The organism is Kitasatospora sp. NBC_00374 (assembly GCF_041434935.1).
In the GTDB taxonomy this organism is placed as follows: domain Bacteria; phylum Actinomycetota; class Actinomycetes; order Streptomycetales; family Streptomycetaceae; genus Kitasatospora.
Genome location: NZ_CP107964.1, coordinates 2,838,172 through 2,850,569 on the forward strand (window position 1 = coordinate 2,838,172; position 12,398 = coordinate 2,850,569).

The window sequence follows — 12,398 nt, forward strand, 5'->3', positions numbered from 1 at the left end:
ACCCGCCGGAGGGGTGCGGGTGGCCCTGGCGCGGGTGGCCCTGGCGCGGTGGAGCCGGTTACGGCCGGGGCAGCACGCAGCCCGCGAGGGTGAGGTCGAGCCGGTTGCCGGGGGCGAAGCAGGCCGGGATGCCGTAGGTCTCCTGGGCGTAGTTGATGCCCTTGCGGACGGTCACCGCGCCGCTCTGGTCGACCTCGCACGGGTTGTTCTCGGTGCAGCGCTCGCCGTCCTCGTTGCCGGTGTTGTTCACGGCGGTCACCATGCCGGTGGCGGTGTCCACGACGGGCGAACCGGAGGTGCCGCCTATGGTGTTGCAGCTGGAGGTGTAGCGGACCGAGTCCTTCCAGGTCCAGCCGCCCTCCTTGAGCCGGTACACGAAGCCGTCGACGCTGCAGGAGTAGATCTTCTTCCAGTAGCCGGAGACCACCTTGATCGACGCACCCTGGGTGGGGTGGTTCGGCGAGATGGTCAGCGGGCTGATCCCGTACCGGGACTGGATGCTCGCGTAGGTGCTGGCCAACTGGTAGATCGACACGTCGGTGTCGGTCATCGTGCCGTAGACGATCCTGCTGGCGCGGACCGTCCCCAGGCTGCCGCCCGAGGAGCTCAGCAGGGTGAAGCTCCGGCTGGAGGAGCGGTTCACGATGACCTGGCCCGCGGTGGGCATGCCGGTTTCGAGGCAGTGCCCGTTGGACAGGACGAGGGCCGGGTCCGAGGCGGTGGAGTTGGGGAGCCGCACCAGGGAGCCGGAACAGTTGCTGAGCGCCACCGTGCCCGCGAAGTTGACGGCGACGGAGGCGTCGGCCGACGCGGGGGTGGCGCCGGCCAGGGCGGTGGCGCCGGAGAGCACCAGGGCAGCGCAGGACGCGCCGATGAGCGGCTTCTTCATGGGGAGGGCCTCTCGATGTGGGGGTCCTCAAAATTTGACGCGGGCATGACGATGTGTCAAGACCGCCGCACCCCACGCCCGTACACCGGGCCCGGACGCCGGGCCCGGACGCCGCCGCCCGAGCGGCCGTCAGCCGCGGCGCCAGTGGCGGCGCCCGACGCTGATCAGCAGCAGCCTGGTCCGGGCGGTGGCGGCCACCGCCGCCTCACCCTCCGGCCCGGCCTCCAGAAAGGCCGTCGCAGTGGACACCAGCAGGTCGACATAGAGCTCGGCCAGCATCCTGACGTCCCCCGCCGGCCACCCGGACGAGACCGGCTGGGCCGACAGCGCCTCGGCCACCTCGTCGGCGAAGCGGCGCAGTTCGGCCGCGATCGCCTCCCGCACCGCCCGCACCCCGCCGTGCCGTTCACGGGCCAGGAAACGGACGTGCGCACGGTGCTCCCGGACGTGGGCGGCGACCACCTCGACCGTCCGGTCGATCAGCGCCTCCGGGTCGTCGCCCTGCGCGCCCTGCTCCGCGAACGCGCCGCGGATCATGCCGTGCAGACTGGCCAGCGACTCCTCCACCAGGGCCACGCCGAGCTCGGCCAGACCGGGGAAGTGCCGGTAGAACCCGGCCGGGGACAGTCCGGCCTCCCGGGTGACCTCGCGGACCCCGAGCCCGCTGAGGTTCTGCCGCTCCAGCAGGTGCAGGCCCGCGTCCAGCAGGGCGCGCCGGCTCTGCTGCTTCTGGGCCTGACGGACCCCCACACCGCTCTCACTGTGACTCACATCATTCAGTAAACAACTGTTTGCCGAGTCTGGGAAGCGTAGAGTGGAGAAGTCAGCGAACAACTGTTAGCTGAACTGTCGCCGAAAGGCTCGTCATGCTTCTCGTCGCCCTTGCCGCCGTCGGCCTCCTCGCCGGAGCCGCCGCCCACCTCCCCCTCCCGGCCTTCCTCGCCGCGGCCGGCGCCATCGCCGCCTGGCTGCTGGTCTTCGGCGCCCGCGAGCACCTGCCCCGCTCCCACCGGCACTGACCGACCACCGAGGAGAGTCCCGCCATGAACGCCACGAACGCCATGAACACCCCGCACGCCGCGCACGCCGCGGACCTGAACACCGCCCGCCGCGGCCGGGTCGAGGCCGACCAGATGGCCGTCGCCTCCTTCGTCCTCGCGCTGCCGGGTCTGCTGGTCCTCAACCTGGTGCTCGGCCCGATCGCCATCACGCTCGCCGCCCTCGCCCTGCTGCGCGGGACGGCACGCCGAGGGCGGGCCCTGCTCGGGCTCGCCCTCGGGGTGACCGACCTCGTGCTGCTGGCGGTGTCGGTCGTGGCCGGCCACGGGATGCTGCTCCAGTTCGGCAGCTGATCCGCCGCGGTGCCCGGCTCAGCCGGTGGGCGCCGTCCACTTCTGATTGGCCGCGCCGGTGCAGGTCCAGATCTGGGCCCTGGTGCCGTTGGCGGAGCTGTTGCCGGTGGCGTCCAGGCACTTGCCGGCGGCCGGGTTGACGATGTCGTGCGAGCCCGGCGCGTAGCTCCACTGCTGGGCGCCGGTGCCGTTGCAGCCCCACAGCTGCACCTTGGCGCCGTCCGCGGTGGATCCGGCCGAGACGTCCAGGCACTTGCCGAGGGCCCGCACCGTGCCGTCCGTGCCGACGGTCCAGCGCTGGGCGGTGGTGCCGTTGCAGTCGTAGAGCTGGACGGCGGTGCCGTCGGCCGTCGCGCCGCCCGCCACGTCGAGGCACTTGCCGGCCAGGCCGGTGATCGGCCCGGACGCGCCGCCGCCGCTCTGGCCGCCGCTCCAGCTGAAGGTGGCCGAGGTCTTCGCGGGCAGGCTGTACGAGAAGTTCTGGCCGCCCCAGTTCACCCGGACGCTCTGCGCGGAGCCGCTGTCGTTGTACGCGATCAGCGCCTTGGAGCCGTCCGGGTTCAGCCAGGCCACGTTCGGTACGGCCGAGTTGGCGGTGGAGGCGATCCGGTAGGCACCCGGCTGGACGAACTTGGTGAGGTGGCCCATCGTGTAGTACTCGACGGTGTAGTCGACCTGCCCGCTGCGGGCGTCCCCGTTGTGCACCGTGACCAGGCCGGTGCAGGTGCCGCAACCGCCGTAGTGCGGGCCCATGTTCTGGTCGACGGCGAGGCTCCACTTGGTCACCGACTTCCCCCAGTTGCGGGTGTAGTCGATGATGTTGCGCATGTCCTCCTGCTGCTGGTTGCCGATCCAGGTGCCGCCGGAGTGCTCGGTGTCGAACGCGTCCAGCGCGGGGTACTGGTTGTGGACGGTGGTCTGGGCCGCGACGTCGCCGCCGTAGCCGTGCCAGGCGATGCCGCCGAAGTTGGGGTGGTCGCGGATCGCCGGGTCGTCCACGACGGGCGCCGCGTAGCCGGCGTACTGGTCCCAGTTCCAGTCCAGCGCCAGGACCTTGGCGCTCTGCCCGGCGTCCTTCAGCGCGGGCAGCAGCGCGGTGCCGGTGAAGTACCGCAGCCCGGAGCCGTTCCAGCTCATCGAGGGGTAACCGGCGCAGCAGGTGGGCTCGTTCTGGACGGTGACGTAGTTCACCGGGACGCCCTGCGCCTGATAGGCCTGCAGGTACTTGACGAAGTACTGGGCGTAGGCACCGTAGTACTCGGCCTTGAGCCAGCCGCCGTCGAGGCTGCCGCTGTCCTTCATCCAGGCGGGCGCGGTCCACGGCGAGGCCATCACGGTGAGGCCGGGGTTGAGCTGCCGGGCCTGCCGGGTGAGCGGCAGGACGTCGGCGAGGTCGTGGGAGACCGAGAAGTCGGCGAGGTTCGGGTCGGCCTGGCCGGCCGGCCGGTCGTCGTAGGTGTAGCCGAATCGCGCGAGGTCGGAGGCGCCCATCGGGTTGCGGACGAAGGACAGCCCGATGCCCTCGGCGGGTGAGAACAGCTTGCGCATGGTGGCGTCGCGGGTGGCGGCGCTCAGGGCTCCGCTGCTGTTCAGCAGCCAGGCGGCGGTGTCGGTGAACGAGGCGCCGCCACCGGTGAACTGCTGGTAGCGGGTGGACTCGTCGACGGTGATCTGCTGCCCGCCGCTGCCGGCGCCGGCCGTGAAGGAGACCGACGGCTGCTGCTGGAGCCCGCGGGTGACGTGCCGTCCGCCGGCGTCGTCGGTGGTGGTGAGCCAGATCGAGACCGGCTCGCCCGCCGCCTGCGCACCACCGGCGGCGGCCAGCAGCCCGGAGGCGGCGAGGGCGCCGGCCAGCAGGGCGGCGGCCGTACGGCGGGTGCGGGACGGGTGGGCAGAGGGGTGCCTGGGCATGTCGGCTCCGCCTTTCGGTGGCCGAGAGGTCTGCGGGTGGGGGTGTGGCCAACAGCGGGGGCTGCCAGGGGGGAAGGGCGGCCGGTGGGGCGGTGCGATTCAACTCCTGGACACGTCAAGGCGTCAAGGCTTTGGTCTGAACCAATTGTCGCCAACCTGTGAAGGCACAGCTCGGAGCATCCGGGCGTGATCCTTCGGGAGTTGGCGACTCATCGGTGAGGAAAGGTTCCCAACGGTAACCCTTGACGGGACCCCTGACGGCGAGTTGACTCCGGCGCCACGCCGAGCGGCGGCGCAGCCCGACAGCGGCCGATCCGCCCTCCCCACCGGCGCGGCTGCTCCGACGGCCCGTCAGGGCGGCTCCCGCACGGCCGATCCCCCATGGTCCCCAGGAGGACTCCCATGCCACGCCCCTCCCGCCTGACCACCCTCGTCGCACCATTGGCGCCAGCCGCCGGCACCCTGCTGGCCGCGGCCCCAAAAGGCGAGCGCCGCGCCCGGGCTTCCCCGCCCAGTACGCCGCGCCCTACGTCGAGACCGGCGGGATCACCACCCCCGGCCGCCCGAGCGGGCGGATCACCGGGTACGGCGGCAAGTGCGTGGACGTCGCGGCCGCCGCGAGCGCCAACGGCACGGCCGTCCAGCTCTACGACTGCAACGGCACCGCCGCACAGAACTGGACGGTGGCGGAGGGCGGTTCGCTGCAGGCGCTCGGCAAGTGCCTGGACGTGACGGGCGCGGGAACCGCCAACGGCACCAAGGTCCAGATCTGGGACTGCTCCGGCGCCGCCAACCAGCAGTGGCACCTGCCGTCCTGACCACGAGGAAGGGACCACCGATGAACCGCGTCACCCGCCGGCTGCCTGCCCTGGCCGCGCTGCTCGCCCTGATCGCCCCCGGCCTGAGCGCCGCCGCGCCCGAGGCCGCGGCCGCCCCGACCGCCATCACCCACCCCGGGGTCCTGGACAGCCGGGCCCAGTTGGACTTCGTCCGGGCGAAGGTGCAGGCCGGGGCGCAGCCCTGGAACTGACCGTCCACGACGGCAGGGCCGCCCGGGCGAACCGATCGCCCGGGCGGCCCCGCCGTGTACGCGGCCGGTCAGACCGCCAGCGGCCGGATCGCGGTGGGGGCGTGGCCGGGCTCGGTGGCCAGTTCCTCCCACTCGTTGATCGCGTCGATGCCGGCGCCGCCCATCGAGATGTTGGTGACGCGCTCCAGGATGGCCTCGACCACGACCGGGACGCGGTACTCGGCGGCCAGCTTCTTGGCCTCCTCGAAGGCGGGCAGCAGCTGGTCCGGCTCGGTGACCCGGATCGCCTTGCAGCCCAGGCCCTCGACGACCTTCACGTGGTCGACGCCGTAGACGCCCAGCTCCGGGGAGTTGATGTTCTCGAACTCCAGGTTGACCTGGAAGTTGATGTCCAGGTTGCGCTGCGCCTGGCGGATCAGGCCCAGGTAGGCGTTGTTGACCAGGACGTGGACGTAGGGGATCCGGTGCTGGGCACCGACCGCCAGCTCCTCCAGCATGAACTGGAAGTCGTAGTCGCCGGAGAGGGCGACGACCGGGGTCTGCGGGTCCGCCGTGGCGACACCGAGCGCGGCCGGGATGGTCCAGCCCAGCGGGCCGGCCTGACCGCAGTTGATCCAGTGCCGCGGCTTGTAGACGTGCAGCATCTGCGCACCGGCGATCTGGGACAGACCGATGGTGGTGACGTAGCGGGTCTCCGGGCCGAAGGCCTTGTTCATCTCCTCGTAGACGCGCTGCGGCTTGAGCGGCACGTTGTCGAAGTGGGTGCGGCGCTGCAGGGTGGCCTTGCGTTCCTGGGTGGAGGCGGCCCACGCGGTGCGGTCGGGCAGCCGGCCCTCGGCCTCGAGCTCCCTGGCCACCTCGACGAAGAGCTGCAGCGCGGCCTTGGCGTCCGAGGCGATGCCGAAGTCCGGGGCGAAGATCTTGCCGAGCTGGGTCGGCTCGATGTCGACGTGGACGAAGGTGCGGCCCTTGCGGTAGACGTCCAGGGCGCCGGTGTGGCGGTTGGCCCAGCGGTTGCCGATGCCGAGGACGAAGTCCGACTCCAGCAGGTTGGCGTTGCCGTAGCGGTGCGAGGTCTGCAGGCCGACCATGCCGGCGTTCAGCTCGTGGTCGTCGGCGATGATGCCCCAGCCCATCAGGGTGGGGATGACCGGCGTGTTGGTGAGCTCGGCGAACTCGACCAGCAGCTCGGCGGCGTCGGCGTTGATGATGCCGCCGCCGGCGACGATCAGCGGGCGCTCGGAGGCGAGCAGGAAACCGATCGCCTTCTCGATCTGGGCGCGGGTCGCGGCGGGCTTGTAGACCGGCAGCGGCGCGTAGGTCTCGGGGTCGAACTCGATCTCGGTCAGCTGGACGTCGATCGGCAGGTCGATCAGGACCGGGCCGGGACGGCCGGAGCGCATCAGGTGGAAGGCCTGCTGGAACACGCCGGGGACCTGCGCGGCCTCCAGGACGGTGGTCGCGGCCTTGGTGACCGGCTTGGCGATCGACGCGATGTCGACGGCCTGGAAGTCCTCCTTGTGGAGAACGGCGGTGGGTGCCTGGCCGGTGATGCACAGGATCGGGATCGAGTCGGCGATCGCCGAGTACAGGCCGGTGATCATGTCGGTGCCGGCCGGGCCCGAGGTGCCGATGCAGACACCGATGTTGCCGGCCTTGGCGCGGGTGTAGCCCTCGGCCATGTGCGAGGCGCCCTCGACGTGGCGGGCGAGCGTGTGGCGGATCTCCCCGGAGGCCTTGAGGGCCGCGTAGAACGGGTTGATGGCAGCGCCCGGCACGCCGAACGCGACCTCAACGCCTTCGCGCTTGAGGATCTCCACTGCCGCGCGGGCGGCTGTCATACGAGGCATCGGGTTTCTCCTGCGTCCGGCCCGAGGTGGTCGGGGGCTCTTCCGTCCGGTGGACCGCCAACCCCTGGCGTTTCCACGATGCGGAAGAATAGTTTTGGTATGCGAAAGCAAAGTAAGCCGAGCCCCGCGAGGCCGTCAAGGGGGACCGGATCGCACCACGGTCACGGATTCGCCGACAGGCCCTGGCGGGGGCGGGCCAGTCGCATGCGCACCACCCGGATCGGGGGCGGACCGTCACACCTGCCGGTCCGGCACGGCCACAATGGGTGCAGGGGGTGCCGCCGAACGGGGACGAGGACACCATGGCCCATATCGCCGTGAGCGCACTGAGCCACGAAGGCCTGGTGCGCGAACACAATGAGGACAGCCTGGCCATCGGCCCGTGGACGCTGTGCGCGACGGTCACCGAGAGCCCGCAGACGCTGCTCTTCCCACTCGGCGCGCCCTGCCTGGTCGCGGTCGCCGACGGACTCGGCGGCCACCCCGGCGGCGAGGTCGCCAGCGCCCTGGTGGCACGCCGGCTGGCCGCCCTCGCTCCGGGACTGGACGACCCGGACGCCGTCCGGGAGGCCCTGCTGGCCTGCAACCGGGAGGTCTTCGAGGCCACCGAGCAGACGCCGGAGCTGGCCGGCATGGGCACCACGGTGGCCGGCCTGGTGGTGACCTCGACGGAGGTGATCGTGTTCAACGTCGGCGACAGCCGGGTGCTCGACGCCACCGGCGGCGACCTGCTGCGGCTGAGCACCGACGACAGCCCGCCGCCGCCGCCCGGGCGCCGCACCACCAACATCGTCACCCAGACCCTGGGCGGCTCGGTCTCCCCCCGGACGGTCGACCCGCACATCGCGGTCCACCCGCTGCCCGCCGCCGGCGCCCGCTACCTGGTCTGCAGCGACGGCCTCACCGACCCGGTGCCGGACGAGGAGATCGCCGACATCCTGACCCGGCACTCGGACAGCGCGGCCGCCTTCGAACTCTGGAAGGCCGCGATCGACGCGGGCGGGCCGGACAACATCACCCTCGCCCTGGTCTCCGTCCACCACGACGAGTAGCCCCGGCCCGAGGGCCGGGGTCGGGCGCCCGGGGTCGAGGGCCCGGGACCTCGGGCCGGGCCGCCCTGGACGCGGCGCGTAGAATTCGACGAGCATCGAAAGAGCTGACGCATCATCATCTCTTCGCCGTCGACGTCCGACGCGCGCAGTGGCCGCACCGAGGGGGAGCCCGCAGATGACCGAGGCAGCGATACGCCCGACGGACACCCCGACCGGGCCCGCCGCGCAGCCCGGCGGCGAGCAGCCGCACGGGCGACGGCAGGCGGCCCGCCGCGCGGCGGCCGTCCTGTTCGGCGCCTGGCGCCGGCGGCCGGTCCCCGAGGGCCGGCCGATCCAGGAGAGCGACTACCGCTGACGCTCAGGCCACCTGCGCGTCCGACGAGCTGCAGGTGGGGCACCAGCCGTGCTTCTCGACCGGGTGCCGCTGCGCGGGCACCCGTGCCATCCCGACCGGCCGCCCCGCCGCCGCGGCGCTCGCGCCGACGACGCACCCGACGGACCGCGTGCGCAGCCACTCCGGGTCCAGAAGCAGGCTCTGCTCACGGGCGTAGGACCGCAGCAGGTCGTCGTACGCGTACCGGCCCGGCGCGGGAGCGGCCAGCAGATGGGCGTCCACCAGCCGGTCGAGCAGCGGCTCGACCCCGGCCGGGGACTCATCCAGCAGGTCGGCGGCGTCCGCGAGCCCGATGGTCCGGCGGTCCGACCACGCCAGCACCCGGAAGGCCCGGGCGGTGGCGGCGTCCAGCGCGTCATGACTCAGGGCGATGCTGCGCCGTACGTCCAGCGCGCCGATCCGCAGCTCGTCGAGGAGACGGCCGCTCACCGCCAGCCGGTCGGCGAGCGCCCGTACGCTCCAGGCCGGCCGGGCCACCAGGCGTGCGGCGCCGGCCCGGACCGCCAGCGGCACCCGCCCGCAGGCCGCCACCACGTCCGCGACCGCCTGCGGGTCCGCCATGGCGCGCTCCGCACCGATGATCCGCCCGAACAGCAGCCTCGCCTCGGCCTCCTCCGGCACCCCGACGCCGACATGGCGGGCGCCGGGCAGGTCGGCGAGCACCCCGCGGCTGGTGACCAGCGCCCCGGCGGCCGGGTCGGCCGGCAGCAGCGGGCGGACCTGGGCGCTGTCCCGGGCGTCGTCCAGCACCACCAGGACCCGGCGCCCGGACAGCACCGACCGGTAGAGCGCGGCCCGCGCCCCCACCCCGGCGGGCACCGCGTCCCGCGCGACGCCCAACGCGAGCAGGAAGGACCGCAGCACCGCCGCGGGCTCGGCCGGTGCGGGGTCGGTGCCGCCGAGTTCGGCGTAGAGCACCCCGTCCGGGAAGTCCTCACGGACGGCGTGCCCCACGTGCACGGCCAGGGCGCTCTTCCCGATGCCCGGCTGCCCGGACACCGCGACGACCGCCGGACAGTTGCGCCGCGCCCGCAGATGGCCGGAAACCTCCCGGACCTCCGCCGTGCGCCCGGTGAAATCGGCGACGTCCGGCGGCAACTGGTGCGGCGTGACGGTGAATTCCTCTTCGGGTGATTCGGCCACGATCTGCTCGTCCCGGAGAATGACCTGGTGCATCTCCCGGATTTCCGCTCCGGGCTCGACGCCGATCTCCTCCACCAGGGTCCGGCGGACCTGCTGGTAGACGCCGAGCGCCTCCGTCCGGCGGCCGCTGCGGTGCAGCGCGGCCATCAGCTGCGCCCAGAACCGCTCCCGTCCGGGGTGCTCGGCGGTGAGCGCGCGCAGCTCGGCGACGACCGCCGGGTGCCGGTCCAACCGCAGTTCGGCCTCCACCCGCGCCTCCACGGCGTCCAGCCGGCCCTCGTTCAGCCGGCCGGCCTCGACCTGGTGCAGCGCGTCGGAGGGCACGTCCGCCAGGGCCGGGCCGCGCCACAGGCCGAGCGCGGCCCGGAGCAGTTCGGCGGCCCGCTCGTGCGCGCCTTCGCGCAGCGCGGCCTCACCCTGGGCCCGGAGGGTCTCGAACCGGCTCGCGTCCAGCTCGCCGGGCCCGACCTCGATCAGGTAGCCGCCCTCCCGGGTCTCGATCCGCTCGCCGGCCTCCCCCAGGCCACGGCGCAGTCGCATCACGTAGTTCCGCAACGTGGTGGAGGCGCTCGGCGGCGGGGCGAAGTTCCAGATGGTGTCGGCCAGGACATCCGCCGGCACCACCTGACCCGGCCTCAGCAGCAGTGCGGCGAGCAGCACTCGCTGCTTCGCCGCCGGGACGGCGCGCACACCGCCGCCGTCCCGAACCAGCAGCGGACCAAGGACGCAGAACTCCATCTAACCCGTTCCCCCTCCGGGGTCGGCGCGCCGGCGAGGGCGGGCGCGACCACCGCTAGTCGATCATCACCTCCGTTGTATCCGGCTGCCGGGTTGTCCAGCGCGGGCCGGCCTGCCGGTCAATCAATGACGGACAATCAGCGCCCGAAGTGTCGGGTTTGGATAGATCCGGGGGCCCGGCGCCGCCCGGTCAGTTCTCGCGCGGGAAGGCGCACGCGGCCCGGGCCGCGACGGCCTGCTCGGCGGCGGCGAGCTCCACCCGGGCCAGTTCCCCGGCCACACCCGGCCGGTAGAGCCTGACGTCGACGGTGTCGGTCGGCCCCTCTCCGCCGAGGCAGGCGACCGCCACCACCGGGATCCCGCCCCGCTCCGCGATCTCGCTGCGGAGCGGCCCGAGCCGCCAGGGCGAGGAGAAGCCGGAGTCGGACTTGGCGACGAACCCGATCTGCTGCCACTTCGGACCGGGAACGGCCGCACCGGCCGGGGTGAAGTACCCCGCGAAGCCGACGATCCCCAGGTCGGTCCCGGTCGCCCCGAGGTCGATCGCATCCGAACCCATCCCCGGCTGCGAGGCGGTCATCGAAATGGAGGAGGGCATGGGGGAACCGCCCTGACACATCTCGGGCTGCATTCCCTTGGGCGGATTTCCGTGGATGACCCCCGAGGAGATCACCCCTCCGCCGCTCACCTTGAACCAGCGCATGTCGGGCGTGTTCGAGGTCATGTCCTTGATCACGTCACCCAGGCAGAATCCGCTGAACGAGACCGCGCAGCCGGGCGGGTACTCCGCGATCGAGTCGGCGTTCAGGCTCGGCCCCTGCCGGACCCGGGTGACCGTGCCGTAGGTGCGCCCGGTGAAGGCGACCGGGCCGGCGTAGTCGGCGCACGGGGGCACCACCATCGAGGCCGCCGGGGCGGAGCCGCCGATCAGCTTGGGCAGCACCAGGGCGGAGACCCCGATGGCCACCGCCAGCACCACCGCGGCAAGCACGGCGGGCCAGCGGCGCGAGCGGCCGGGCTCGGCGGGGTCGCCGTCGGCGTCCGAGGGCGAGCCGAGCTCGGCCTCCTCGCCGTTCTCCAGCGCGTCCCGGCCGTTCTCCAGCGCATCCCGGCCGTTCTGACGTGCGTCCTGCGCCGGCCCCGGGGTCGGTGCCGGCCCCGGTATCGCCTCGGCGGCGGATCCGGGCTCCGATCCGGGTCCGGACCCGGGGGCCGTGGCGGGCTCAGGGGCGGGCTCCGGGTCCGGGCGGGCCGGGGGTTCACCGCGCGCGGCGGCCAGCTCCCGGTCGAGCTCATGCCAACGATGTTTCCAGCGGTCTACGTCGCCCCCGCAGGCGCCCACGTAGGCCAGCGTGACCTCCAGACTCGGCTGGCGCACACCGCCGGCCGCGTCGCTCAGGGTGGTGGCACTGAAACCGGCCCGTCCGGCCAGGGCGCGGTAGGTGGGGTTCCCCGCCTCCTCGCGCACTTCTCTCAGGTCGTAGGCGAACGCCTGCAGTGGGCCTTCGGTCGGATCGATGGGGCGGGGCTTGCGAGCCAACGCGTCTCCTAGCCTCTACTCGAACTCGCCGCAGCAGTGCGACAGCCGGGGGTGCCCGACCGCACGGCGCAACCTGACGAGGGCAACCTACAAGTCACCCCATCAGCTTCCGCGCACCGGCCGGTCCCTGACCCACCCCCAGAACGTCTGCGGCGGGAAACGACAAGGGTGCGCCGGTGGGACATTGTCCCACCGGCGCACCCTTTGTCCGGACGGCCGATCAATCGCGGTCGGGACCGGATGGGCCGAGGACACCGCCCTCGATCCGGTCGCACCCGCCGGGAGCCCGCAGCCGGGCTCCCCTCGCTCTGACCTGTCCGCTCCCCCGTACCGGCCGCACCGGTCACCGACCGGTCCGGCCAAGCCGCCCCCGTGCTGGCGACGTGCTGCCGGATCGCCCCGTGCCGATCGGTCGCAGCGCCGCCGGTACCCATAGTGGCGGGCCGGCGTATCGCCGCTGTCGCGCGGCCGTATCCCGCGCCACGCACCCCGGCCGTCC

Annotated in this window: 11 protein-coding genes and 1 pseudogene; 6 read left to right on the plus strand and 6 right to left on the minus strand. The window is 72.9% G+C overall.

What is annotated here, in order from left to right; translation table 11 throughout:
* Window positions 1–58: 58 nt before the first annotated feature.
* Together OG871_RS12730 and OG871_RS12735 are read right to left on the minus strand one after the other, a co-directional pair.
* Window positions 59–889, minus strand: coding sequence for a serine protease (locus tag OG871_RS12730; RefSeq protein WP_371496860.1), 831 nt, complete (start codon window positions 887–889; stop codon window positions 59–61).
* Window positions 890–1,018: 129 nt separating this feature from the next.
* Complete coding sequence (locus OG871_RS12735) at window positions 1,019–1,660, minus strand: TetR family transcriptional regulator (RefSeq protein WP_371496861.1); 642 nt, start codon at window positions 1,658–1,660, stop codon at window positions 1,019–1,021.
* A gap of 95 nt (window positions 1,661–1,755) precedes the next feature.
* Here OG871_RS12735 and OG871_RS12740 point away from each other — a divergent pair, with 95 nt between their 5' ends.
* Complete coding sequence (locus OG871_RS12740; protein WP_371496862.1) at window positions 1,756–1,908, plus strand: hypothetical protein; 153 nt, start codon at window positions 1,756–1,758, stop codon at window positions 1,906–1,908.
* A 24-nt stretch (window positions 1,909–1,932) separates the two neighbouring features.
* Complete coding sequence (locus tag OG871_RS12745; RefSeq protein WP_371496863.1) at window positions 1,933–2,241, plus strand: DUF4190 domain-containing protein; 309 nt, start codon at window positions 1,933–1,935, stop codon at window positions 2,239–2,241.
* 18 nt (window positions 2,242–2,259) lie between these two features.
* Here the strand turns inward: OG871_RS12745 and OG871_RS12750 are convergent, their stop codons facing one another.
* Window positions 2,260–4,152 (minus strand): lectin, encoded by a 1,893-nt coding sequence (locus OG871_RS12750; protein WP_371496864.1) that lies wholly within the window; start codon window positions 4,150–4,152, stop codon window positions 2,260–2,262.
* A gap of 575 nt (window positions 4,153–4,727) precedes the next feature.
* On the opposite strand from OG871_RS12750, the gene OG871_RS12755 reads away from it, so the two are divergent.
* Window positions 4,728–4,970: a ricin-type beta-trefoil lectin domain protein gene (locus tag OG871_RS12755; RefSeq protein ID WP_371503290.1), complete on the plus strand. Its 243-nt coding sequence runs from the start codon at window positions 4,728–4,730 to the stop codon at window positions 4,968–4,970.
* A gap of 20 nt (window positions 4,971–4,990) precedes the next feature.
* Window positions 4,991–5,176 (plus strand): annotated as a pseudogene (locus OG871_RS12760) (hypothetical protein); the annotation flags it as partial.
* 74 nt (window positions 5,177–5,250) lie between these two features.
* Here OG871_RS12760 and gcl read toward each other — a convergent pair.
* Window positions 5,251–7,032, minus strand: coding sequence for a glyoxylate carboligase (gene gcl / locus OG871_RS12765; RefSeq protein WP_371496865.1), 1,782 nt, complete (start codon window positions 7,030–7,032; stop codon window positions 5,251–5,253).
* Window positions 7,033–7,334: 302 nt separating this feature from the next.
* Between gcl and OG871_RS12770 the strand changes: the two genes are divergently transcribed.
* Complete coding sequence (locus OG871_RS12770; RefSeq protein ID WP_371496866.1) at window positions 7,335–8,084, plus strand: PP2C family serine/threonine-protein phosphatase; 750 nt, start codon at window positions 7,335–7,337, stop codon at window positions 8,082–8,084.
* Window positions 8,085–8,259: 175 nt separating this feature from the next.
* Window positions 8,260–8,439, plus strand: coding sequence for a hypothetical protein (locus OG871_RS12775; protein WP_371496867.1), 180 nt, complete (start codon window positions 8,260–8,262; stop codon window positions 8,437–8,439).
* 3 nt (window positions 8,440–8,442) lie between these two features.
* Here OG871_RS12775 and OG871_RS12780 read toward each other — a convergent pair whose 3' ends face one another.
* Entirely contained in the window at window positions 8,443–10,359 is a 1,917-nt protein-coding gene (locus tag OG871_RS12780; protein ID WP_371496868.1) for a BTAD domain-containing putative transcriptional regulator, read from the minus strand.
* A gap of 190 nt (window positions 10,360–10,549) precedes the next feature.
* Window positions 10,550–11,899 carry a helix-turn-helix domain-containing protein gene (locus OG871_RS12785; protein WP_371496869.1) on the minus strand — a complete coding sequence of 450 codons (1,350 nt, stop codon included), beginning with the start codon at window positions 11,897–11,899 and terminating at the stop codon, window positions 10,550–10,552.
* Window positions 11,900–12,398: the final 499 nt, after the last annotated feature.

Bases quoted from the DNA above. Each gene is read 5' to 3' on its own strand.
- gcl (WP_371496865.1), bottom strand. From the start codon at position 7,032: ATGCCTCGTATGACAGCCGCCCGCGCGGCAGTGGAGATCCTCAAGCGC.
- OG871_RS12770 (WP_371496866.1), top strand. From the start codon at position 7,335: ATGGCCCATATCGCCGTGAGCGCACTGAGCCACGAAGGCCTGGTGCGC.
- OG871_RS12730 (WP_371496860.1), bottom strand. From the start codon at position 889: ATGAAGAAGCCGCTCATCGGCGCGTCCTGCGCTGCCCTGGTGCTCTCC.
- OG871_RS12745 (WP_371496863.1), top strand. From the start codon at position 1,933: ATGAACGCCACGAACGCCATGAACACCCCGCACGCCGCGCACGCCGCG.
- OG871_RS12775 (WP_371496867.1), top strand. From the start codon at position 8,260: ATGACCGAGGCAGCGATACGCCCGACGGACACCCCGACCGGGCCCGCC.
- OG871_RS12780 (WP_371496868.1), bottom strand. From the start codon at position 10,359: ATGGAGTTCTGCGTCCTTGGTCCGCTGCTGGTTCGGGACGGCGGCGGT.
- OG871_RS12740 (WP_371496862.1), top strand. From the start codon at position 1,756: ATGCTTCTCGTCGCCCTTGCCGCCGTCGGCCTCCTCGCCGGAGCCGCC.
- OG871_RS12750 (WP_371496864.1), bottom strand. From the start codon at position 4,152: ATGCCCAGGCACCCCTCTGCCCACCCGTCCCGCACCCGCCGTACGGCC.